This window comes from Stenotrophomonas sp. STEN033 (assembly GCF_056856655.1).
In genome coordinates this window covers 13,598-36,537 of sequence record NZ_JBXFWM010000001.1, presented here as the reverse complement: position 1 = coordinate 36,537, position 22,940 = coordinate 13,598, and the positions used below count along the sequence as shown (strand labels likewise).

Sequence of the window (22,940 nt, the reverse complement as noted above, 5' to 3'; positions counted from 1 at the left end):
TACTTACTTCAATGCTTCAATTCTGCCTGCAGCCGCTCGACGAAGGCCTGAACCGACATCGAACCAAGGTCTTCACCGGACCGCGTGCGTACCGCCACGGCCCCGTTCTCCTTCTCGCGGTCGCCCACGACCAGCAGGTACGGTACGCGCTGCAGCGTATGCTCGCGAATCTTATAGCCGATCTTCTCGTTGCGCAAATCGGCGTCAACCCGGAAGCCTTGATTTGCAAGGCTTTTGCGAACTTCGTCGACGTAATCGGCCTGGGCGTCGGTGATATTGGCCACCACCACCTGCACCGGCGCCAGCCAGGTCGGGAACGCGCCGGCGTGCTGCTCGATCAGAATACCCAGGAAACGCTCCATCGAGCCCACGATCGCACGGTGCAGCATCACCGGATGACGCTTCTGGCTGTTCTCGTCCACGTATTCAGCACCGAGACGACCCGGCATCATGAAGTCGACCTGCATGGTGCCCAGCTGCCAGGTACGGCCGATGGCATCCTTCAGGTGGTACTCGATCTTCGGGCCGTAGAACGCGCCCTCGCCCGGCAGTTCCTGCCACTCGACGCCGCAGCTGGACAGCGCGGTACGCAGCGCACCCTCGGCCTTGTCCCAGGTTTCGTCGTCACCGAGGCGCGATTCCGGACGCAGCGCGATCTTGATCTGGATTTCCTCGAAGCCGAACGCCTTGTACACCGCCAGCGCCTGCTGGTGGAAGGCCGTCACTTCGGCTTCGACCTGGCTCTCGGTGCAGAAGATGTGGCCATCGTCCTGGGTGAAACCACGCACGCGCAGGATGCCGTGCAGCGCGCCGGACGGCTCGTTGCGATGGCAGGCACCGAACTCGCCGTAGCGGATCGGCAGGTCGCGATAGCTGTGCAGCCCCTGGTTGAACAGCTGCACGTGGCCCGGGCAGTTCATCGGCTTCAGCGCATAGGTGCGCTTCTCCGACTCGGTGAAGAACATGTTGTCCTGGTAGTTGTCCCAGTGACCGGACTTCTTCCACAGGCTGACGTCAAGGATCTGCGGGCAACGCACTTCGCCGTAACCACTCTGGCGGTAGACATTGCGCATGTACTGCTCGACGACCTGCCAGATCGACCAGCCCTTCGGATGCCAGAACACCAGGCCCGGCGCTTCCTCCTGCAGGTGGAACAGGTCCTGCTGCTTGCCGATGCGGCGGTGGTCGCGCATTTCAGCTTCTTCGATGCGCTTGATATAGGCCTCAAGCTGCTTCTTGTCGGCCCAGGCGGTGCCGTAGATGCGCTGCAGCTGCTCGTTCTTGGCATCACCGCGCCAGTACGCACCGGAGATGCGCATCAGCTTGAAGGACTTCAGGAAGCGCGTGTTCGGCACGTGCGGACCGCGGCACATGTCCACGTATTCCTGGTGGTAGTACATGCCCATCGCGGTGATGTCGTCGGACATGTCCTCGATCAGGCGCAGCTTGTAGTCTTCGCCGCGCGCCTTGAAGATTTCGACCACTTCCGCGCGCGGCGTGACCTTCTTGATCACGTCGTAATCCTGGGCAATCAGCTCGCCCATGCGCTTCTCGATCGCCGCCATGTCTTCCGGCGTGAACGGGCGCTCGTTGTAGATGTCGTAGTAGAAACCTTCGGCAATGACCGGGCCGATCACCATCTTGGCGTCCGGGTACAGCTGCTTCACGGCATGACCGACCAGGTGGGCGCAGGAGTGGCGGATGATCTCCACGCCCTCCTCGTCCTTTGCGGTGATGATGCGCAGCGAAGCGTCGTGATCGATCACGTCGCTGGCATCGACCTGCACGCCGTCCACGGCGCCGGCGATGGTGGCCTTGGCCAGGCCCGCACCAATGGACTGGGCAACGTCCATGACGCTGACCGGGTTTTCGAACTGACGGACGCTGCCGTCTGGGAGAGTGATGTTGATCATGGGGTTCACCAAGGGTCACGGCCCGCCGGGCGGGCTGGAAACAACGCCAACAGGCGCGATTTCACGGGATTCACGGAATTCTGGGCAATAAAAAAGCGCCACGACGGCGCCTGCATCAGGGCGGTGGCGGAGATCAGCAGTGGGCGATGGTAGTGCTCATGTCACACGCTCGGCCGGCGTTTCGCGCGGGCCACCTTGGTTGCCGGAGGGGTTGTCATGGAGATATTAAACCAATCAGGACAAACCTGCTCTGGGACTCTCCGCGCCGCATGCCACCCTCAGCGCCAGAAGCCTGAACCTCGGCCTTCGCAGCCGGACTTCACCGGAATCAAGGCACCCCAGCCACGCCGGCCAAGCCACCCCGCACCACCTCGCACCACCCCGAAAACCCGGCAAAACCCGTGAAACCGGCAACCACGAGAAGGCCGCCACAGCCACCTGCCGCCTGCAACCGACGGGCCAGCCAACCCCATCGAAGCGGCCAGACATACACGGATCCTCAGTGCCCAGCCGCATCCAGCTGGTGCTGAGCCCCGCCGAAAACCGGAAGATTCTTGCTCACGCAGTGAATGCCGCCACCACCGGCAGCGATCGGGTCGATATTGAGCTGGACGATCTCACGCCCCGGATAGAGCGACTTCAGCAGATCCCTGCAGCGCGCATCCGCCTCGGCATCACCGAACTCGGGAGCGATGACCGCAGCATTGATCGGCAGGAAATTGATATAGCCCGCTGCATAGTCAGCCTCACGCGTATACATGTTGTCGCGCGGCGCCTGCGGCGGTGAAAGGGTATGCACCTGCAGGCGGCGCCCGGCTGCATCGGTGGCTGCCTCCAGAATCTCCAGGTGACGCCGGGTAACCGCGAAATCATAGGAATCCGGGTCGTTGTCCAGGTTGGCAATGACCACGCCCGGCGAGGCAAAGCGCGCATAGAAATCAACATGGGCATCGGTGATGTCCTGCCCCTTGATCCCCGGCAACCAGATGATCTTGCGCAAGCCCAGCACCGACTTCAGTTCAGCCTCGATCTGCGCCCTGCTCATGCCCGGATTGCGGTTGTCGTTGACCCAGCAACTCTCGGTGATGATCGCCGTGCCATCACCATCCACCTCGATACCACCACCTTCGCCGATGAGGCGACTGCGTATGTAGCGTGCCTGCAGATCACCACTCAAGGTCTTCGCCACGGCAGTATCGGCCGCGAAGGCCTGCTTGCGCCCCCAGCCATTGAAGTTGAAATCAGCCAGTCCGAGCTGCGCATCAGGCCCGAGCACGAAACAGCCGCCGTAATCGCGCACCCAGATGTCATCCAGCGGCATCGGTATGTAGTGGATATTGGCAGTGCCGCAGGCGCGCCGGGCCTCCGCCTCCTGCGCCTGGCGACACAGAATGGTGACAGGCTGATAGCGCGATATCGTCCTGGCGAGCAGCGCAACCGTCCTGTTCACCGGGCCGGCCCAGTCGCGCCAGACCGCCCTGGATGCGGCATAGGCGAGGAATACACGCGCCTGCGGCGCCTCCTCCGCAGGCATGCGCCATTGCGGCTCGGCCATCGCCACCAGCGGCGCAGACATGCCGATCTTCACGGATGCCGCCACACCAACACCAACAGAAAGCTGGGCAAGAAACTGCCTACGACTAGACATCACGCCACCTCAACGAACATTCAACAGGGCAACCAGCCAGCCAACGGGACGAGGCCAACGGATAGCAGCGCACGCGGCACCCAGCCACCGCCAACACCAGTGAACCTCGCAGCGTCAGGCGAACAGATACTCCCGTGCAATGGATGAAGGCGCTGTCGCGACAGGCGTAGCGAGGGACCCACACACGACATCGCCCAGCGCGCAATCCAGCGCACTGCGAGACGCGCAGGAAGAGTGACCACAAGGGTCTTTTTGAACCAAGAGATACCCGGATCTGCCGGGATAGACGGAGTACGAGTGCGAGGCCAGAAGGCCTGATTCGTTCGTCACGTGAATCCACCGAAACCGTCGCTGGCGCGTGGTTTCAAGTGGTGGGCGGTACAGGGTTCGAACCTGTGACCCCTACCATGTCAAGGTAGTGCTCTACCGCTGAGCTAACCGCCCGTTTGAAGCTTTTCTACGTCACAAGGGCCGAATCAGCCGTACTGCAACGCATAACATCACCTGGAAACAAAAAACCCGGCCGGTGCCGGGCTTTCGTGGCCACTTCCCGAGGAAGTGGTGGGCGGTACAGGGTTCGAACCTGTGACCCCTACCATGTCAAGGTAGTGCTCTACCGCTGAGCTAACCGCCCTTCTCAACAACAATTAAGCGTTGCGAGGGCGCGTATCTTAACCCTGCTCTTCACGAAGAACAACCGTTTTCTGGAAATATTTCACACCGGGCCGCCTCAGCCCAGATTGGCTTCCTTCAGGCGATGGATCTGGTCGCGGATACGCGCGGCATCCTCGAACTCCAGGTCGCGGGCGTGCTGGTACATGGTCTGCTCCAGCTCTTTGAGGCGTGCCGCCAGCTTGGCCGGCTCCAGCGGCAGGTAATCCGCCTCGGGCTCAGCCACGCGCCGCCCCTTGCCCTTCGCATTGGACTTGGGCGAGCTTTCCTCGTGCGCGCCTTCCAGGATGTCGACGATGGGCCGCATCACCGACTGCGGCACGATGCCGTGCGCCTCGTTGTACTCCACCTGCTTCTGCCGGCGTCGATCCGTCTCATCGATCGCCGCCTGCATCGAGCGGGTGATCTTGTCGGCATACAGGATGGCCTTGCCTCGCACATTGCGGGCCGCACGGCCGATGGTCTGGATCAGCGAGCCGGTTGAACGCAGGAAGCCTTCCTTGTCGGCATCGAGGATCGCGACCAGCGACACCTCAGGCATGTCCAGGCCTTCGCGCAGCAGGTTGATGCCAACCAGCACATCGAACTTGCCCAGACGCAGATCGCGGATGATTTCCACGCGCTCGACCGTATCCACGTCCGAGTGCAGGTAGCGCACGCGGATGCCGTGTTCACCCAGATACTCGGTGAGGTTCTCGGCCATGCGCTTGGTCAAGGTGGTGACCAGCACGCGGTCGCCCATCTTGATGCGCTCGGTCGCCTGCGACATCAGATCATCGACCTGGGTACCGACCGGGCGAATCTCCACCTGCGGATCGATCAGGCCGGTCGGGCGCACCACCAGCTCGGTGATGTCATCGCCCGACTCGCGCAGCTCGTACGGACCCGGCGTCGCCGACACGTAGATCGCACGCGGCGACCGCGCCTCCCACTCTTCGAAGCGCAGCGGCCGGTTGTCCAGCGCCGAAGGCAGGCGGAAGCCGAATTCGACCAGGGTTTCCTTGCGCGACCGGTCACCCTTGTACATGGCGCCAATCTGCGGAATGGTCACGTGCGATTCGTCGATGACCAGCAACGCATCCGGCGGCAGGTAGTCGAACAGGGTCGGCGGCGGATCGCCAGCCGCCTTGCCGGTGAGGTGGCGCGAGTAGTTCTCGATGCCGTTGCAGTAGCCAACCTCGGCCATCATTTCCAGATCGTACTGGGTGCGCTGCGCCAGGCGCTGCGCTTCGACCAGCTTGTTCTGCGCGTACAACTGCTCCAGCCGCTCCTTCAGCTCGACCTTGATGGTCTCGACCGCCGCCAGCACACGCTCACGCGTGGTCGCGTAATGGGTCTTCGGATAGATGGTGTAGCGCTGCATCTTGCGCAGGCTTTCGCCGGTCAGCGGGTCGAACATGCTCAGTTGCTCGATGTCACCATCGAACAACTCGATGCGCAGCGCCTCGCTGTCCAGCTCGGCAGGGAACACATCGATCACCTCACCGCGCACCCGGAAGGTGCCGCGCTGCAGTTCGTACTCGTTGCGGGTGTATTGCAGCTGGGTCAGATGCTTGATCAGGTCACGCTGATCGATTCGCTCACCCTTGGACAGGATCAGACGCAGCGACAGATAGTCTTCCGGCGCGCCGAGGCCATAAATGGCCGACACCGTCGCCACCACGATCGCATCCGGCCGCGACAACAGGGTCTTGGTCGCAGCAAGACGCATCTGCTCGATGTGCTCGTTGATCGAGCTGTCCTTCTCGATGAAGGTGTCCGACGACGGCACATAGGCTTCGGGCTGGTAGTAATCGTAGTAGCTGACGAAGTACTCCACCGCGTTGTTCGGGAAGAACGCCTTGAACTCGCCGTACAACTGCGCCGCCAGGGTCTTGTTCGGCGCCATCACCAGCGTCGGGCGCTGCACCTGCTGTACTACATTGGCAATCGTGTAGGTCTTGCCGGAACCGGTCACACCCAGCAGGGTCTGCTTGGCGATGCCGGCCTCGAAGTTGGCCACCAGCTTTTCGATGGCGGCCGGTTGGTCGCCGGCAGGCGAATACGGCGATACGAGCTGGAAGCTGTCGTCTGACATGGTAAAGGGACCTCAAGTGACCCCTCAGTATATCCAGCGCCAGCGTGACAGCCCGCCATCCCGGCTACCTACGATTCATCCCGGGCTTGGACGATGGGCCGAAACACGCCGGCTGACGATGATGATCGCCCAGCTGCGGGCAATGAACGACCATGAAAGCGCAAATCGGCAGCCGTTCAGCCTCTGCTGGCATCAGCCTGCTGGAAATACTTATCTGCGTGGCGATCCTGATGCTGACGGCCGCCATTGCACTGCCCCACACCACACAGATGCTGACCCAGCAACGGATTCGGCAACAGATGCTGCTCCTGCATGCACAACTCGCCATGGCCCGCAGCACCGCAATAACCCGCAGCACCCCCGTCAGCCTGTGTCCAAGCCGGGATGGCGTGTTGTGCCGGACAGACAGCGACTGGAGCAGCGGCCGCCTCATGTACCTGGACGGCGGCCGCAAAGCACAGCCGGGATCACCTGCCGACGTCCTGCTCGCCACGCCCCAAGAACCCCTGCCCGCTGGCGCGACGATCAGGACAGGCACCTCGCGCAAGCGCATTCGCTTCCAAGCCGATGGTCGCAGCGCGGGTAGCAACACTACCTTCTACTTCTGCCACGCAGGCCAGTTGCAGGGAAAAGTGGTGATAAACAACCTTGGCCGCACGCGCAGTGAGCGCCCTCGCCAGCCAGAACCCTGCACATAAAAAAAGACCACGATCACTCGTGGTCTTTTCAAAAATGGCGCCCGAAGTTGGACTCGAACCAACGACCCCCTGATTAACAGTCAAGTGCTCTAACCGGCTGAGCTATTCGGGCGAGGTGCGCATTCTACAGAGTCAAACCGCGGAGGGCAACACCAGGATCACCAGCAATCCGCCGTCGACCCCTTGGTGTTGCCCTTGGCACCCGCCTGGGTGATGGAGAGATTGCCACACTTGTCCTTGGCCTGGGCCGTACTCGCCGAAACCGTTGCTACCAGCGTGATGGCATTGGCGGTTGCCGCCGGGTTGATCGCGATCGTATACCACGCTGTGCCACCTTCGCGCGGTGAACGCTGCTGATCCGCCAACAATGTGAACCCAACATAGGTGTTGTTGACCGTGTGATAGCGCTCGGCCAACTGCATGTACTCGAGGATGTCCGCCTTGGCCTGCGTACGCCGCGCCTTGCGCACGTACTCCTGATAGGACGGATAGGCGATCGCGGCAAGCACCGCGATTACCACGACCACGATCATCAGTTCGATCAGGGTGAAGCCACGGACGGCCTTCTTCAACGCGAAACCAGAATTCATTTTCATCCCCCGTTACCGGACCTGACGCCAAGACTGTCGCCCACACGGCCGCGGCATGTACAGCGGCGGCGCACCAACAGCGCGCAGGACGAAGGTGCACATTTCACTCTGGATCTGCTTGTCCAGCGTACAGGCCGGATCCGTCGGGTCGCATGGCGCAAGTTTCGGCACGAAAATACTCGAGTCCTTCACGGGTGGTGATGTCGGGTTGTCCGCGTTGTTCAGGGAAACACCACCGCAGTTCCCGGTGCACATCGGGTCACCACCGGGCGTCAAACTCAGCCCGGACAAGCCACCTGCCCCGGAAAGGATATCCAGACCGTACAGCCAGTTCACGCCGCCACCCGCCGAGCACGCCGCCTCACCCGGCGTGAAAGTCGTGAAGAACACCTTGCCGTTCTGGATGCTCGGCGTACCGATGAAGCGCTCACCGACCGCGTTGCCGGTCACAACCTTCAGGTCGACATACCAGCCACGCTTGCTGACATAACTGACCGGGTTATTGGTCACGCCTCGAATCTCGTGCCCACCGGACGCAGTAGCCGCCATCACCGCCTGTCCAACCAGTGCGTCACGACCGGTGGTGATGGCGGTTGTCGAAAGATCATCGGTAATGCCGTAGAGGCTCTGCACCGGCAATCCGGTACCGCCGGTATTGTCACCTACCGCGAAGTAGCGGCCGGTACCGAAGAACAGGCTGACGCCACCACCCGGGCCCGCCGCAACCTCGATACCGCCGGTAATCGGCTGTGCCACGCCATCCTTGGCCGCAGTGAACAACGGCGTACCCGAGAAGGCCACCGACCACGCACTCGGCGTCGGGCTGGAAAGGTTGTACTTCCAGATATTTCCCTGCATGTCGCCGGCATAAACAGTGTCCGCCAAGCCACTGCTGTTGTTCAGCGATACCGCCGCGACATTCATCACACCATTGCGCCCGGCGTATGCCGCATCGGTAGGCCTCAGCTTGGCCAGTATTTCGCCGGTCTGGATATCGACCACGAACAGCACAGCACGGCCACTGGCCGAGTTGACGCCATTGCCGAAGATCGCCACGAAGCGGACGCCAGTGGCGCTGGCTATCGGCACGATGACAGGCTTGCCCAGCGCGAAGCCCATGTCACTGTCATTCTTGCCGGTGATCTCCCAAAGCACCTTGGTCTGATCAAAGGTGGTGGGGGCCGATACATCCAGGCCGAACATCGAACCAAACCCGCCAACCGTCGCCGATGGCGCAACCGAGGCGGCGCCAGCGCCGGTGGAGCCCACCAGCACGGTCTTCCAACTGCTGCCGTAATAGACGTCCGATGTCGCGATCAGGCCGTCGACGTAGTAGCGGTGCACGTAGCTGGGATTGGCCAGCTCCGCCATATGCGACAACGCCGTGGAAGGAATGAAGCCAAACCGCTCCACACCGCCATTGGTGTCGTTGGATGCATCAAACGCATGCAGCATGCCGTCGTTGGCGCCCACATAAACCATCGGCTTTGCAGAGGACAGCTTGGAGGCAAGGAAGGTCTTGTAACTCACCCCCAACCCGTTTTTCCAGGCCAGATCGGTCTGCCCTGCCCATGCACCAAACCCATAGTCATCGCGCGGCGTGACCACTACCGGCGACGAATTCACGACATCCCCCATCAGCGAGGAGCGCGTGCGCAAACCTGCAACCGCACCGCCCTTCAGATAGCCGATAAGCGTATCGACCGTGCGCGATCCGAACCAGGTCGGGATTGTCTCCAGTCCCATTGCCGCCAGCTTCTGCTCCCGCGTTGTGCCCGGAACATTGGCGCTGGTGAATGCACCTGCGGTGACAGGCACATTCGCACCACTGCCATCGACGTTGTTGGCGGTCTTCACCATGTAAATACGGCGTGCACTCGGGTCCAGCTTGGCCGCCGCACTCCACAGCACAGCACCGTCGGTGCCGTCGGCAGCGACGCGGGTTGCAGAGACATCACCGGTCCAGTCGTTCGAGTCGATCGGCACGTTGAAACCCGCCGTGACCGTCAGCGAGTCGGTAGAGATGCGCGCACCCGCCGAGCCGCCCGAGACCTTGGAGTTGCTGCCAGCCGCGGCTTCGAAGATATCGCCCAGGCGCTTGCCCAGCTCCGCCGGGTTGCGCGCCAGGAAGTAATTGTCCGGTGACCCGGCCTTGATCGAGTCCCACTCGCCCGCGTCGGGGATACCATTCCTGTTCTTGTCATTGAAGCCGCCGTACTTGGCGGCGTACCACAACGGACTCTCCAATGCGCCGGTGGACGAGGTCCCCAACCGGAAGCGCAACACCTGCGCCTTGGTCCAGGAATTTGGGGTGGCATCGGTCGTGCTCAGCACAGAGCCATTGTTGTTGCCCGGCCGAAGCAGCAGGCGTTTGACACCGTCATTGTTCGAACCCGAAATCGAATAGCCGGTGAGCATTGCGTTGCCGGCATAGGCGGAGAGGTTCTCGATCCGGATCAGAACCTCGTTGTCACCAACATTCAACTGACCAGCGGTGCAACCACCACCGTCTGCGCGCCAGCAGATGTCCTTGGTGGTCGTTGTATTCTTGGGGTTGGTTTTCTCGTCACAGGCGGCACCGATGCAATAGGTCAGCATCGACACCACGTCGTTATCGTGGTCGTTGCCCCACAGCGAGTCTTCCCACACCAACGAGAAGCTACCCGCCTTGCCATCCGTGCGCAGCGGCCTGCCGTATACGTGGTAAGGCGACACAGTAGCCGTTTTCGCACCGACACCAACGGAACCCAGGAAGCAGCTGCGCCAGTTACTGCTGCCAGCAGTTGCCGTGCTCGAGTTGTTGGCCTGGCATAGCGGCGCCAGCGAGATCTTGCCGCCTGGCAAGGCAATATCGAACTTTGGCAGCGTCTCCGCCATCGCCACCGCATAGGTGGTCGTTGTCACCTTGTGCGTTGTGTCGTCCTTGCCCTGCAGCCCCGGTCGCAGATCAGTGGTGGCACCAGCATAGGCAAGGCCAGCCATCAGGTAACTACCCTCCATCGAGGGAATATCGGGACAGATACCTCGCGCCAAGCCCAGATCGGTAACGTTCTTGCTGGTACAAATATCTTCATGCGTATTCAGTGAGGTGTAACGCGGGGTTTCCCCGACGCGCCCTATCGAATAGGCATGACCATTGATCCCTTCCGCGGCCCCTACCGCCGTTGTTGCCGCAGCCGCACTCTGCAGACGGGGAACCGACTGCACGTTGTCGCTGTCAAACGACGGCAAGCCCGACGACATCACCAGGATGTTGCACGCGGCGCAGTAGGAGTTGCCGCCCGCCGAGGGCGCGCGATAGGGATCAAGCCAGGCCACCGACGTCGGCAGACCGGCCTGATCACCGCTTGCGCTGTAGGCTGCGGTTCGCGTCGTTCCGATGTCGCCGAAGTAGCGCAGTGCCTCGGAGTACATCTCCGCCAAGGGATTGCCCCAGGCACTGCATTTGTAGCTGCCATTGCCCGGATCGGTGAGGGTCTTGTCGCCCTGCCGATTCAAGATGCCATAGTCATTACAGCCATCCCAGTTGCTGCTGTAGTTCCAGCCTTCGAGTTTGAAACTCGAAATAGTCTGGATGACGCTGCCAACGGTATTGGTGTTCTCTGTACAGAATTGCCCGGTCGAGAGGTTGATCTCATCGCCCGAGCCCGCCGTGCAATTTCCCGTGCTGTTACCCGCCAGCTTGCCGATATTCTTGCGCAGCACGCCACCATCGCGAGGATTGGCATAGGTGCCGGAAATCAGGCCGAAGCGAAGCCGTCCACTCTCTCCATATTCCTGCAGCAGGCCCGCCGGCTTATAGGAGTCCGCACTGCCGTCACTGTACTTGCGACAGAAAGATTCGCGTCGATTTGCGGTTGCCGCCGCGGTGGCTGGATCGCAGACCTCCACCCGAACCGTCATGTTGGTTGCACTGGAGGGCGCATCGTTTTTCGCATCGCCAGAGCGCGGCGCACCGCACTGGTAGCCGGCCGTCGAAGCCCATTCGGTGTACGCCGTATTGCCCGCCGCGACCTGCATCAGTGGCGCACCACCGTTGCTTGTCGTCGCATTGCAGATGGAAACGATCTTCTCGGTCTGCGGCGTCAGCTTGCTCAGATCCGAACCGCTGTACACCTTGACCCAGGCATGCAGATCGTTGGGAATGGGCGCACGTTCAAGAACAGTCTTGTTGTTGGTATCCGTGCTGCGCTGGCCGCCGTAAAGCACCTGCCGCAGAATATCCAGACGACTCATCGTCGCCCAATTCAGGAAATTGCCCGACCAGCGGCCAGTCGCCGAGTCACAATAGTGCCCATTGGCCGGACCCGTCGCCTTGAACGTGGAAGACGACGTGGTATAGGCGTAACACAGCTTCGAATCAAAGTACCCCGCATACTCGAACGAATTCTTGTACGTGGTTTCGATGCCGTCGTTATCGTCGGGATTGAGATCGGTGTAGTCGCTGTACGCCTTGTTGAACAGCTGCTCGTCGCGCGACATCACCATCATCATCAATGGCGGCTGCGATTGCGACAGATACAGCGGCGACTGCGACAGGTTGTAATCACCCAGCGCTGCCGGCAGGTTCGACACCACCAGCAGCAAGCCACCGATGGCCCCCAGGCCACCACCGATCTTGAGCCACTTTGATCCGGCCACGGATGAGAGACGACGTTTCATGTTCATGGGATAAAGATCGTGTCGATGACCGCCGTAGCGGAGGCATTTGCAGGGTCGTCGCTGGACAACACTGTGACTTCGTAGATATTGCCGGTCTGCTCGCTCTGCTTCGCGCCGAGTTTGAGGCTGGACGCCGCAAAACATTTGTCAATCCGCCGGGTGTAGGTCGCGCTGGCAGCAGAGATGCCTTCTGCCCAGGTCAGCGGATCGAACACCGGCGAACAGATTTCCTGATTGGCGGGATAAGTGCCGCTGGCGCCGTCAATGGCGGTCTGGATGTTTGTTTCGATGACGCGTGCAGCCATCTCTGCCTGCTGAAACGCCTGATTGGTGCGCATGTAGTTGGCCGACATCCGCTCCTGCATACCAGTGACTCGCATGCCGACGATGCCGATAAGGGCAAGCAATATCAAAAGTATCAGCGCGATATAGAGCACTGCACCCTGCTGCGCGCGCCGTGGCCGGAACCCTCTCATTCTGTACATGGCTCCCTCAATTGCCATAAAGGCGATTCCGCAGTGCAATGGTGCTCTGGTACACCGAGCGGAAGCGCCTGTCCGCCGGTGCCGCAAACGTCACTCCCAGTGCGTTGAGCTTGTTTGCAGCACTTGCCTGATCAGCTGCCGCCCGATCGGGACTGGCCATCACCAAGCCAACCTGCACCGCACCCACCCGACGCCAGGCGTTCTCGATTGCTGTTGGTGAATTGGTCTCGATGACCGCGGCGGTATATTGCCGGTCGATGTAACCCGTCGGCGGATTATTCGCATTGAGCTCACGATCCTGCCCAAACAACAGCTGCATGCTCTCCACGCCTTCGACCAGCTCTTCCTTGTCGACCACGGGGTTGGCCGCGTTTGGCGCAAACAGGAAGCGTAGCCGGTACAGGGAACGCCCGCCGGTGGCATTGGTGGCCACGTAATAGATCGCGTTTTCTGCGCGGTACAAGACCGCCTGGCCAGGCGTGAATACCTTGCTCAAGGCCACCGTATTGTTGGGCGGCGCGCCCAGCGTCACCGTGCCCGCCGCCGCTCCGGTGGCCTGCGCCTGAAACACTGCCGCGCCCATGCAGTCGCCCACGCCGAAAACACCGGGATTGGCCACACCGCTCTGCAGCACGCTCCAGCGACTGCTGTCAAAATGGAACACCGGCGCCGCGGACGTACCCGTCGTCGAAGTAACCGGGACACCCTCCGGCGCCAGGTAACGCAGCACGATCACGTCACTGCCGGCCACCGCATCCGCCATCTGCGCGGAGAACTCCGCAGGCAGGGCCGGCGCAAAGTCAGCCGCACCGGTTGCCGACAAGGAAACGTCATTGCTCCCCGGCCCGGTTCCCGTCGCCTCATAGCCTTGAATGGATACGCCAAAATTGAGCGCTGGATGCGCGCCGGCGGCAAACGTCGTACTCAATGCCGGCGGGTTCTGCCGCATCATCGCCTGGTCATTGACGCAGCCGAAATGGCCGGCCATACGAATGTCGCGTTGCAGGTAATCCATTGCAAAGCGACCATTTTCCTGCACCCGCGCCAAGCCTTCGGAGAGCTGGTAAGCGGCGCGCGAACTCGCAAACACCTGCACGATGCCGAGGATGAGGATCGTGCCGATCAGCATTGCGATCATCAGCTCGATCAGTGTCAAACCACGCATGCGGTAGAGGGTAGACAGACGACTCATAGCTGCGATCTCAAAACAACCTGCCCATCATTCCCGCCAACCCGCCAGCGCTCGTCATCCCAGGTCATCGTCACAGTGACTACATCTCCGTTGACCACCACCGCCGCAGTGCCGTCAGCCCCAAGCACCTTGCCAATCCTGCATTGCAAGGCCTTGCGGAACAACGCTGGCGTCACATTGGCGCCGGTTGGCGCCACACAGTCCGCATCTGCGGTCAACGCGGCGTAGTTGCCCGCATACGCAGCCTTGGAGATGCGATTGGCGCGCACCTGATCAAGTACCTCGTAGGCCAGATTGGTCGCCTGGGTACGGTAATTGGCACTCTGCACGAAGCGAACGTTCATCGTCTGCAACAGCGCCAGACCCAACAGGCCAACGCCAAGCACAAGAACTGCAATCATCACTTCGATCAGGGTGAAGCCAACCTGCCCCTGCCTGCCGATGGTGCGGCGCATGTGGCGAACTTTGTTCATGGGCAAGCACCCTTGGCAACCTTGGTCTGCCCGGTCTGGTTGATGGACACCGTGCGCAGCAAGGCCTGCCCGCCGCAATCGGCAGGCTGCAGGGCAATGGCCTGCGCGGCCTGCGAACGGCGACGCCCACGCGAATCGAAGGCGATTACCAGGTCGGCGTTGTCGGCGACAACCTTGGGACTGCCAGGGGAAACACGCACTACGGCTTCACCGGCGTCGAACGCACCGTTGCCATTGGCATCCGTCCAAACCATCCAGCCGTCGCCCCAGGTAGCGCCATCACAGGCTGCTCCCGCGGTACTGGCGCAAACACCCGCGCCGCGGGCGCTCTTGATCGCCTCGGCACGGGCCAAGGACAAGGACGCCAATAATTCGTTGGTGGTTGTCGCAACCTGATTCGAGCGCATCACGCCCTGAAAGTTAGGAAACGCGACGGCCGCAAGAATAGCCAAGACCACCAAGGTGATCATCAGTTCGACCAGGCTGAAACCTGCTCCCCGTTTACCGCTCATGCAATACGCTCCCCAGCGTGCTGTCCGCAGCATGCCACCACGCCTCTTGCGAGGCAAGGAAAAGACAGAACGAAGAATTAATTAATGTGAAGAGGACATGAAAAGTCCTCTTCCATCACAAATTCAGGCCACCACCTGCGGACAGGCGGTGGCGTTCGTTCACGCCACCACTTGATAACAGGGATGGTACTCGCCTGAGATCTTCATGCGGCGCTGCTCGACGAAAGCCCGCAACAGTTCATCCAGGGCCTGCATCATTTCGGCATCGCCATGGATCTTGAACGGGCCGAACTCCTCGATCCTGGCCATGCTCTCTTCCTTGACGTTGCCGGCGACGATGCCGGAGAACGCGCGGCGGAGGTCGGCCGCCAGGTCCGGCGCCGGACGCCCCTTGTGCAGGTCCAGGCCAGCCATCGCTTCATGGGTAGGCACGAAGGGCTGCTGGTAGGCCAACGGAATGTCGACCTGCCAGTTGTAGAAGAAGGAATCGCGCTGCGCCAGGCGGAATTCGCGCACCCGCTTGATGCCCTGCGACATCTTGCGGGCCACGCCGACCGGGTCACCGACGATGATCTCGTAGCGTTCGGCCGCCTTGTCCCCCAAGGTCAGGCGGATGAATCGGTCGATCTGCTGGAAGTAAGGCGCCGCGATGGCCGGGCCACTGAGGATCAACGGGAACGGCAGGTCCTTGTTCTCCTCGCGCAGCAGGATGCCCAGCAGGTAGAGGATCTCCTCCGCCGTGCCGACGCCGCCGGGGAACACGATGATGCCGTGGCCGAGCCGCACGAAGGCTTCCAGGCGCTTCTCGATGTCCGGCATGATCACCAGGTGGTTGACGATCGGGTTCGGCGACTCGGCCGCAATGATGCCCGGCTCGGTGATGCCGATGTAGCGCGTATTCGTCTTGCGCTGCTTGGCGTGGGCAATGGTGGCGCCCTTCATCGGTCCCTTCATCGCACCCGGGCCGCAGCCGGTGCAGATATCCAGGCTGCGCAGGCCCAGCTCATACCCCACCTGCTTGGTGTACAGGTATTCATCACGCGAGATCGAGTGACCGCCCCAGCATACGACCAGGTTCGGGTCACTGGGCTGCAGGATGCGCGCATTGCGCAGCACGCCGAACACCGCATTGGTGATGCCGTCCGAGGTCTCCAGGTCCGAGGCGTACTCCGGCCCCAGTTCGATGGCCATATAGGCCAGGTCGCGAACCACCGAGAACAACAACTCGGCAATACCGCGGATGATTTCACCATCGACGAATGCAGCCGCCGGCGCATTGCTCAGATCGATGCGAACGCCGCGATCCTGCTGGGTCACCTGGACATCGAAGTCCGGATACAGATCGCGCGCAGCGCGCGGGTCATCGGAGGCACTGCCACTGGTCAACACCGCCAGCGCACACCGGCGCAACAGCTCATGCATGCCGCCACTGGAAGCGTCGCGTAACCGCGCCACTTCCGCCCGCGACAACACGTCCAGACCACCACGCGGATAGATGCGTGCGTCCTGCACCGGCAGCGCCCTCGCTGCCACGTCATTCTTGCTCATTTCCACAACTGCTCCTTCCTCTATGGCGATCGACTTTAGCGCTCCCCCCATTAAAAAGAAAACGGCCGGGTTGCCCCGGCCGTTTTCGGTTTACATCCGATCAGTCAAACGATCAGAACTTGTAGCGGAAGCCGACCTGCATCGACCAGCGCGATTCCCAATCGGTCAGGTTGACCTTGGTGACCTTGCTCGGATCGAAGTCGTAGATGTACTTGCCGGTTGCCTGGTCGATGCCCTTGAAGGTTGCAGCACCGCGGTCGCTGAACGGCGAGGCGTAGCTGACCTGTCCCCAGTCCTTATTCAGCAGGTTGCCGACGTTCATGATGTCCAACCAGATCTCAGCCTTGTGACCCTTGAAGAAGGTCGGCAGTTCCTGGCTGATGCGCACGTCGAAGGTGTTGACCCAGGCATTGCGCTGGCTGTTGCGCGGCGCAATCTTGCCGCCGTAACCAGCCAGGCCTTCCTGGCCATCCAGCCATGCGAAGAACGCGTCTTCCATCGAAGCGCCACCAACGAACTTCACGTCACCACGGCCAGCCGGCACGTAGAACAGGTCGTTGCTGTAGCCGTCGCCGTTGGCGTCGTTCAGGAAGCGCCAGCTGTACGGCAGGCCCGAACGGCCTTCGTAGAACATCGAGAAGGTCGTGTAGTTGTCACCGAAGAACGCCTTGCGGAACTGCAGGCTGCCGGTGAAGCGATTCTTGACCTCGTAGTTGGAGGTCGAAGCAACCACGTCGTTCGGATTCACGCCGGCGATGTTGTTCCAGTTGGAGATCGCACGCGACGAGGTCAGCGGGCTGACTTCGGTAGCGTCGGTGTAGGTGTAACCCAGCGACCAGCCCCAGACGTCGGTCAGCGGCTTGCTCAGGCTGGCGGTGAACTGGTAGCTGCGACCCTTGTCGGTATTCTTCAGCAGGATCACGCCATCGTTGTGCCAGCCGCTCACGTTCTCGTAGCCCGGGATGGTGTCAGCGATAGCGCCGACGCCGGTATTGCTGCCGGCGCGCACGCCGCTCGCGGTGTACGGGTTCACCCAGTACATGTCACGGCCGTCCTGACCGCGCACGGCATTGACGTTGCCCAGATCCAGGCGCTGGAATGCAATCGCATCCTTGACCTTGGTGTACAGCAGCTCAACCGAGCCCACGACGCCGTACCACGGCAGTTCGTGATCGAACGCCAGGTTGGCCTTCCACACCGACGGCTGTGCGATGTCCTTTTCCATAAGGTTGACCATCATGGTGTAGCCCCCCGCTGCCGGCGACGGCACGGTCGGGTTGTTCGGATCCAGCGAGACCGGCAGGTTCGCCCAGATCGCTTCGCGCTGCGCCTGGGTCATGTTGGCGGTGATGCGCTGGTTATAGCCGATCAGACCGAAACCGCTGTTCTGGTAGGAGTTACCCACCCACACATTGGCCGCTGCACCCTGGAACAGGCCCAGGCCACCACGCAGCTGCGTCGGACGGTCGTAGTCGAAGGTGTAGTTGAAGCCGAAGCGCGGCTGCACCAATGCCTTGTCCAGGGTCTGACGGTTGTCATAACCGTAGATCTCCTGCACCAGCAGGTTGTGCACCGGCACGTCGTCCAGATCCGGAATGTCGACGCGCAGGCCGAACATCAGGTTCAGGTTGTAGTTGACCGCCCAGGTGTCCTGCACGAACAGGCCGGTGTTGCGATGCTTGTATTCCATCGCCACCGAATCCATGCCCTTGCCCGGAACCGGCGCATTCAGGTCATACACCCAGTAGTGGCCATTGCGGAAATCATCCAGGTTGGCAAAGCCATAGGTGCCCCAGATGTTCTGCGCGTACAGGTTGTAGATTTCGTTGGATTCCCAATCGAAACCGAACTTCAGGGTGTGATCACCCAGGTACCAGTTGGCGGCGCCATAGGCATTGGTGGTCTTGGTGCTGATGTCGTTGCCGTGACGGAATTCGTCGGCACCGGCATTGAGGTACGGCGGAGCAACTGCAGTGTTGCCCGGGCCACCGCCGATGATGATCTGCGGCAGCTTGGAGTAGACGTTGCTCAACGAGTCATAGGTACGGCGGCCGACCTTGAACTCGGTGGAGAAGTTCTCGTTCCAGTCGCTGAACAGCTGGATGACGTTGGTCTTCACTTCCTTGTTGATGTCGTACCAACGGCTGCTCAGGCCCAGCGCCGGACCGGCAGTGGACATGTTGTGACCGCCGTAGGAAGTGGAGCGGCTGCTGCCGACCAGGTTCGGGTCAACCTGCTCCAGCTTGGAGAAACGTGCCGAGACGCGGTGGTCGTCGTTGATGTTCCAGTCCAGCTTGACGGCGTACTCTTCGACTTCCTGCTTGGTTTCAGCCGGAGCGTCCAGGGTACCGATGTCGACGCCGTAGACGTCCTTGGCGATCTTCTGTGCTTCAGCGATGAAGGCCGGATCGATGTCGACCACGTTGGTGGCGTTGGAGCCACGCGGGCCGTAGGACTGGGCGGCGCGGCTGCGCTCGTACTTCTCGTAGTTTGCGAAGAAGAACAGCTTGTCCTTGATGATCGGGCCGCCGAAGGTGGCACCCCAGGTCTTCTCGTCTTCAAAGCCGGTGAACTTGGCGTCGGTGACCGGGTGATCACCCACCATGTCCTTGTCACGGTAGGTGCCGTAGACCGAGCCATGGAATTCGTTGGTACCCGACTTGGTCACTGCGTCGACCACGGCACCGGTTGCGCCGGTGATGGTGGTGTCGTAGTTGGACACGTCGATGTTGATGGCTTCGATGGCATCCATCGAAACCGGCTGACGCATGGTCGGGAAGCCGTTGGATTCCAGGCCAAAGGTGTCGCTGGTGTTGATGCCGTCGATGCGGATGGCGTTGAAGCGCGGGTTCTGGCCACCAACGGTCAGTTCGCCACGCGACTTGTCGCTCTGGCTGATGCGCGGATCAAGACGCACGTAGTCCTGGATGTTGCGGTTGATCGACGGCAGCGCTTCGATCTGCTGCTGCGACACCGAGGTACCGGCACCCATCTTGTTCGCGCTGAACACGTCCGAACCACCGGCCACGGCCATCACCTGCACGGCTTCCAGGTTGGTAGCGGCAAGATCGCCACCCAGGGTGCCGTTGACGGTGTTGGTCTGGCTCAGGCTCAGGTAGACGCCTTCTTCGGTCTTGGTGCCTTCACCGGACTTGATGATGGTGATGGTGTACGGGCCACCCACGCGCAGGCCGCGTGCGTTGTAACGACCCGACGCATCGGTGGTCGCGCGGCTGACCGTGCCCGACTCAACGTGGGTGATGGTGACTTCAGCACCAGCAACCGGCTGGCCGCCGTTGTTGGTGACCTGGCCGCCGACGCCGGCGGAGGTGTTCTGGGCGAAAGCCGGAGCAGCCGCAAGTGCGGCGACAAGACCAAGGGTGAGCTTGGACATCCGGATGCGAGGGTGATTCATTATGGGTAGCCTCGATACGAGTTGGCGATTGAGAAAAAACGCGATCCATCAGCCCCGGGGTCAACCGAGCGCCTGATCGTCTTGAATCTTGGGGGTCCCTTCCGAGGCGGTTTCAGCCGCAACGGTTAAGATAAGGTTAACACGGTAATGACAATTTATGACTGCAATAAGACAACGATGTTGCGTTGCGGCAGTTTTCCCCGCGTACGATCAAGCAGTTAGCGCACTGACGCCAGATAGGTGCCCAGGCCATCCAGCAGCATCTGCACCGAGATTGCGACCAACAACATGCCCATGAGCCGCTCCAGCGCGGTCAGCGCGCGGGCGCCCAGCAGCTTGTAAAGCAGGGTTGCCGACATCAGGATCGCGGCGGTTGCCCCCCAGGCCAGCAGCAGGGCCAGGCTCCAGTCAGCCAACCGCTCCGGTTCATTGCTCCCCATCAACATCACCGCCGCCATGCCCGAGGGGCCGGCCACCAGCGGGATCGCCATCGGCACGATGAAGGGCTCACCATCCGGCACCGCCCCCATCAGCCCTTCCGGGCGCGGGAAGATCATGCGGATGCCGATCAGGAACAGCACGATGCCGCCCGCGATGGCCACCGACTCCTGGCGCAGATGCATCAGCTCCAAGGCGTATTTTCCACCCCAAAGAAACGCCATCAGCACTGCCAGCGCAATCAACAGCTCGCGCACCAGCACTATCCGCTGGCGCTTCGGCGCCAACGGCTTGAGCAGGCTCAGGAACACCGGAATATTGCCCAGCGGGTCCAGGATCAGGAACAACAGCAGGGCTGCTGAAAGGATCGTCACGGAGCCAGGTCCAACACCTTTCCTCGCCACGGCGTACCGGAGGCGGCAAGCAACTGCACGCAGGCGGCAGCGTAGTTGGCTGGATCCACCGGCGCCGCGTCTTCTTCATGGGTAAACGCACGCGCCCGCAGCCCGGTACGCATCGGCCCCGGCTGCATGCCACAGACCCGGACCGGACCATTGCGCAGCTCATGGTGCAGGCTCTCGACCAGCCCGCGCAGCCCGTACTGGGCTACCCCGTAACCGCCCCAATAGGCCTGCCCCACCCGTTGCGGATCATCCAGCGCGAACACCACCGCTGCGTCCTCACGCTGCCGCAGCAAGGGCAGGCAGGCCTGGGTCAACCAGGCACGGGCGGTCAGGTTTACGTGGATGGCCCGGGCAAAAGCGGCCGGATCACCGGAAGCAAACGGGGTCAGCCCGGCGAAATCGGCGGCGCAATGCAGCACGCCGTCCAGTCGCCCGAGCTCGGACTCCAGCCGTTCGGCCAGGGCCGCGTAGTCATCGGGGCTGGCCCCCTCCAGATCCAGCGGGTACAGCATCGGCTCTGGGCCAAGCTGTGCGGCACTGTCGTAGACCCGATTGAGCTTGGCGACCTTGCGGCCCAGCATCACTACCGTCGCGCCGGCCTCCGTGCAGGCCCGGGTCGCCGCCGCACCCAGACCGCCCGCAGCACCCGCTATCAGAATTACCCGACCAGCCAGGTCGGCGCCCACGTCCCCCCGGGGCTGGGCACTCACGCTTGCCCGGCCTCGGCAACGATACGCTTGAGTTCACCGGACTCGAGCAGCTCCAGGATGATGTCGCAGCCGCCAATCAGCTCGCCGTGCATGAAAAACTGCGGGAAGGTAGCCAGATTCGAATAGCGCGGCAGGTTGGCGCGCACCTCCGGGAACTCCAGCAGATTGACCGTGCGCAGATTGATCGCACCGGCGGCCAACAGCGCCTGCACGGCACGACTGGAAAAGCCGCACATCGGGTACTGCGGCGTACCCTTCATGAACAGGACGAGGGGGTGTCGCTCCACCTCAGCCTGGATTTGCTCCATCACCGGCATTCGAATTCTCCCTACTGCGAAAGAACGGCCCGTCCTGGTCGGATAGACTTTCCCGTGGTTGACCATTGTAAGCCGAGCCGGCCGACTCCCGGCGCCCTGCCCCGAAAAGAATGCCCGATGCCCGTCCAACTGCCTGAACTACCCTACTCCCGAACCGCGCTGCAGCCACACATCTCTGCCGAAACATTGGATCTGCATCACGGTCGGCACCACCGTGGCTATGTGGAGACGGTCAATGCACGCATCGCCGGCACCGAGCTGGATGCACAGTCGCTGGAGGAAATCGTACGCAACAGCCAGGGCAGCCTGTTCCAGGCGGCAGCGCAGGCGTGGAACCACGACTTTTTCTGGCAGTGCCTGCATCCGCGCGCAGGCGGCGACCCGCACGGCGTATTGGCCGAGCACATCAATCGCCAGTTCGGCGACGTGCAGAAGCTGCGCGAGGAATTCAATCGGGCGGCCCTGGGCGTGTTCGGCTCGGGCTGGACCTGGCTGGTGCAGCACCCGGACGGCAAGCTGGCCATCGTCAGCACCCGCAACGCCAACACCCCATTGACCGGCGACAGCACGCCACTATTGGTCTGTGATGTATGGGAGCACGCGTATTACAGCGACTACCAGAATGATCGCGCGCGTTTTCTACAGGCGTTCTGGAAGCTGGTGAACTGGGATTTTGTAGCCGCGCAGCTTCGCTGAACTTGTTTGGAGCCAGCAGGTTCGCGTTCCGCATTTCGCGACCAAATCCGCTACTCGTCATTCCCGCGCAGGCTGGAATGACGAGTTGAAAGTTCCCTGAGTGAGCCAAAAGCACCACCCGCCTCACTCGTGCGCAGCCACCGCGTCCAGCACGCGCGCCGAATAGACCAGCGCCGCACCGGCATTGAGCGCCACCGCCACGCCGAGCGCTTCGGCGATCTCCTCGCGACTGGCACCCTGCTTCAAGGCCGCGTCCACATGGGTGGTGATGCAGCCATCGCAGCGCGTGGTCACCGCCACCGCCAGCGCGATCAACTCGCGGGTCTTGCCGTCCAGGTGATTGGTCTGCGCACCCGCCCCGCTCAAGGTGATATAGCCCTTGAGCGTATCCGGCGAGAGCTTGCCCAGCTCACCGATGCGGCCCTTCAACTCACGGCGGTAATCGTTCCAGTCGAGCATGGCAGGTTCTCCAGTTGGGACGGGAGAACCT

General features: G+C 61.7%; 17 protein-coding genes and 3 tRNA genes. 2 read left to right on the top strand and 18 right to left on the bottom strand.

Annotated elements, in window-relative coordinates:
* Positions 1 to 8 precede the first annotated feature (8 nt).
* The 5 genes from thrS to uvrB form a co-directional block, all read right to left on the bottom strand.
* Entirely contained in the window at positions 9 to 1,913 is a 1,905-nt protein-coding gene (thrS, locus tag AC1VXC_RS00175; protein ID WP_313169548.1) for a threonine--tRNA ligase, read from the bottom strand.
* A gap of 499 nt (positions 1,914 to 2,412) precedes the next feature.
* On the bottom strand, positions 2,413 to 3,561 hold the full coding sequence (locus AC1VXC_RS00170; RefSeq protein ID WP_481538872.1) for an agmatine deiminase family protein: 1,149 nt from the start codon (positions 3,559 to 3,561) through the stop codon (positions 2,413 to 2,415).
* 369 nt (positions 3,562 to 3,930) lie between these two features.
* Positions 3,931 to 4,005: transfer RNA gene (locus AC1VXC_RS00165), tRNA-Val, on the bottom strand.
* A gap of 115 nt (positions 4,006 to 4,120) precedes the next feature.
* Positions 4,121 to 4,195, bottom strand: a tRNA-Val gene (locus AC1VXC_RS00160).
* 96 nt (positions 4,196 to 4,291) lie between these two features.
* Positions 4,292 to 6,310, bottom strand: coding sequence for an excinuclease ABC subunit UvrB (uvrB, locus tag AC1VXC_RS00155; RefSeq protein ID WP_313169544.1), 2,019 nt, complete (start codon positions 6,308 to 6,310; stop codon positions 4,292 to 4,294).
* Between the two features lie 152 nt (positions 6,311 to 6,462).
* On the opposite strand from uvrB, the gene AC1VXC_RS00150 reads away from it, so the two are divergent.
* Entirely contained in the window at positions 6,463 to 7,008 is a 546-nt protein-coding gene (locus tag AC1VXC_RS00150) for a GspH/FimT family pseudopilin (RefSeq protein WP_313493680.1), read from the top strand.
* A 35-nt stretch (positions 7,009 to 7,043) separates the two neighbouring features.
* On the opposite strand, the gene AC1VXC_RS00145 is transcribed toward AC1VXC_RS00150, so the two are convergent.
* From AC1VXC_RS00145 to grxD, 12 genes are all read right to left on the bottom strand, one after another.
* Positions 7,044 to 7,120, bottom strand: a tRNA-Asn gene (locus tag AC1VXC_RS00145).
* 46 nt (positions 7,121 to 7,166) lie between these two features.
* On the bottom strand, positions 7,167 to 7,598 hold the full coding sequence (locus tag AC1VXC_RS00140) for a type IV pilin protein (protein WP_481528444.1): 432 nt from the start codon (positions 7,596 to 7,598) through the stop codon (positions 7,167 to 7,169).
* A 12-nt stretch (positions 7,599 to 7,610) separates the two neighbouring features.
* Positions 7,611 to 12,266, bottom strand: a complete 4,656-nt coding sequence (locus AC1VXC_RS00135) for a pilus assembly protein (RefSeq protein WP_481538873.1) — start codon at positions 12,264 to 12,266, stop codon at positions 7,611 to 7,613.
* On the bottom strand, positions 12,263 to 12,697 hold the full coding sequence (locus AC1VXC_RS00130) for a pilus assembly PilX family protein (RefSeq protein WP_313169536.1): 435 nt from the start codon (positions 12,695 to 12,697) through the stop codon (positions 12,263 to 12,265). Before AC1VXC_RS00130 ends, AC1VXC_RS00135 begins: the two co-directional genes overlap by 4 nt.
* A gap of 55 nt (positions 12,698 to 12,752) precedes the next feature.
* Positions 12,753 to 13,937, bottom strand: coding sequence for a PilW family protein (locus tag AC1VXC_RS00125; RefSeq protein WP_313169534.1), 1,185 nt, complete (start codon positions 13,935 to 13,937; stop codon positions 12,753 to 12,755).
* Positions 13,934 to 14,410, bottom strand: a complete 477-nt coding sequence (gene pilV, locus AC1VXC_RS00120; protein ID WP_481538874.1) for a type IV pilus modification protein PilV — start codon at positions 14,408 to 14,410, stop codon at positions 13,934 to 13,936. Before pilV ends, AC1VXC_RS00125 begins: the two co-directional genes overlap by 4 nt.
* Positions 14,407 to 14,922, bottom strand: a complete 516-nt coding sequence (locus AC1VXC_RS00115) for a GspH/FimT family pseudopilin (RefSeq protein WP_481538875.1) — start codon at positions 14,920 to 14,922, stop codon at positions 14,407 to 14,409. The genes pilV and AC1VXC_RS00115 overlap by 4 nt, the downstream gene beginning before the upstream one ends.
* A gap of 159 nt (positions 14,923 to 15,081) precedes the next feature.
* Positions 15,082 to 16,470, bottom strand: coding sequence for a nucleotide 5'-monophosphate nucleosidase PpnN (gene ppnN / locus AC1VXC_RS00110; protein WP_313169528.1), 1,389 nt, complete (start codon positions 16,468 to 16,470; stop codon positions 15,082 to 15,084).
* 112 nt (positions 16,471 to 16,582) lie between these two features.
* Positions 16,583 to 19,885: a TonB-dependent receptor gene (locus AC1VXC_RS00105; RefSeq protein ID WP_482994984.1), complete on the bottom strand. Its 3,303-nt coding sequence runs from the start codon at positions 19,883 to 19,885 to the stop codon at positions 16,583 to 16,585.
* A gap of 218 nt (positions 19,886 to 20,103) precedes the next feature.
* Positions 20,104 to 20,697 carry a YhgN family NAAT transporter gene (locus AC1VXC_RS00100; protein WP_313169524.1) on the bottom strand — a complete coding sequence of 198 codons (594 nt, stop codon included), beginning with the start codon at positions 20,695 to 20,697 and terminating at the stop codon, positions 20,104 to 20,106.
* Positions 20,694 to 21,437: an SDR family NAD(P)-dependent oxidoreductase gene (locus AC1VXC_RS00095; protein WP_313169522.1), complete on the bottom strand. Its 744-nt coding sequence runs from the start codon at positions 21,435 to 21,437 to the stop codon at positions 20,694 to 20,696. Before AC1VXC_RS00095 ends, AC1VXC_RS00100 begins: the two co-directional genes overlap by 4 nt.
* Positions 21,434 to 21,754: a Grx4 family monothiol glutaredoxin gene (gene grxD, locus AC1VXC_RS00090; protein WP_481538878.1), complete on the bottom strand. Its 321-nt coding sequence runs from the start codon at positions 21,752 to 21,754 to the stop codon at positions 21,434 to 21,436. The genes AC1VXC_RS00095 and grxD overlap by 4 nt, the downstream gene beginning before the upstream one ends.
* A gap of 117 nt (positions 21,755 to 21,871) precedes the next feature.
* Between grxD and AC1VXC_RS00085 the strand changes: the two genes are divergently transcribed.
* Positions 21,872 to 22,450 (top strand): superoxide dismutase, encoded by a 579-nt coding sequence (locus tag AC1VXC_RS00085; protein WP_313169519.1) that lies wholly within the window; start codon positions 21,872 to 21,874, stop codon positions 22,448 to 22,450.
* Between the two features lie 123 nt (positions 22,451 to 22,573).
* Here the strand turns inward: AC1VXC_RS00085 and AC1VXC_RS00080 are convergent, their stop codons facing one another.
* On the bottom strand, positions 22,574 to 22,909 hold the full coding sequence (locus tag AC1VXC_RS00080; RefSeq protein WP_282267792.1) for a carboxymuconolactone decarboxylase family protein: 336 nt from the start codon (positions 22,907 to 22,909) through the stop codon (positions 22,574 to 22,576).
* Positions 22,910 to 22,940: the final 31 nt, after the last annotated feature.

Excerpts from the sequence above, each read along its gene's own strand:
- thrS (WP_313169548.1), bottom strand. The coding sequence starts at position 1,913 with ATGATCAACATCACTCTCCCAGACGGCAGCGTCCGTCAGTTCGAAAAC.
- AC1VXC_RS00170 (WP_481538872.1), bottom strand. The coding sequence starts at position 3,561 with ATGTCTAGTCGTAGGCAGTTTCTTGCCCAGCTTTCTGTTGGTGTTGGT.
- uvrB (WP_313169544.1), bottom strand. The coding sequence starts at position 6,310 with ATGTCAGACGACAGCTTCCAGCTCGTATCGCCGTATTCGCCTGCCGGC.
- AC1VXC_RS00150 (WP_313493680.1), top strand. The coding sequence starts at position 6,463 with ATGAAAGCGCAAATCGGCAGCCGTTCAGCCTCTGCTGGCATCAGCCTG.
- AC1VXC_RS00140 (WP_481528444.1), bottom strand. The coding sequence starts at position 7,598 with ATGAATTCTGGTTTCGCGTTGAAGAAGGCCGTCCGTGGCTTCACCCTG.
- AC1VXC_RS00135 (WP_481538873.1), bottom strand. The coding sequence starts at position 12,266 with ATGAACATGAAACGTCGTCTCTCATCCGTGGCCGGATCAAAGTGGCTC.
- AC1VXC_RS00125 (WP_313169534.1), bottom strand. The coding sequence starts at position 13,937 with ATGAGTCGTCTGTCTACCCTCTACCGCATGCGTGGTTTGACACTGATC.
- pilV (WP_481538874.1), bottom strand. The coding sequence starts at position 14,410 with ATGAACAAAGTTCGCCACATGCGCCGCACCATCGGCAGGCAGGGGCAG.
- AC1VXC_RS00115 (WP_481538875.1), bottom strand. The coding sequence starts at position 14,922 with ATGAGCGGTAAACGGGGAGCAGGTTTCAGCCTGGTCGAACTGATGATC.
- ppnN (WP_313169528.1), bottom strand. The coding sequence starts at position 16,470 with ATGAGCAAGAATGACGTGGCAGCGAGGGCGCTGCCGGTGCAGGACGCA.
- AC1VXC_RS00105 (WP_482994984.1), bottom strand. The coding sequence starts at position 19,885 with ATGAATCACCCTCGCATCCGGATGTCCAAGCTCACCCTTGGTCTTGTC.
- grxD (WP_481538878.1), bottom strand. The coding sequence starts at position 21,754 with ATGCCGGTGATGGAGCAAATCCAGGCTGAGGTGGAGCGACACCCCCTC.
- AC1VXC_RS00085 (WP_313169519.1), top strand. The coding sequence starts at position 21,872 with ATGCCCGTCCAACTGCCTGAACTACCCTACTCCCGAACCGCGCTGCAG.
- AC1VXC_RS00080 (WP_282267792.1), bottom strand. The coding sequence starts at position 22,909 with ATGCTCGACTGGAACGATTACCGCCGTGAGTTGAAGGGCCGCATCGGT.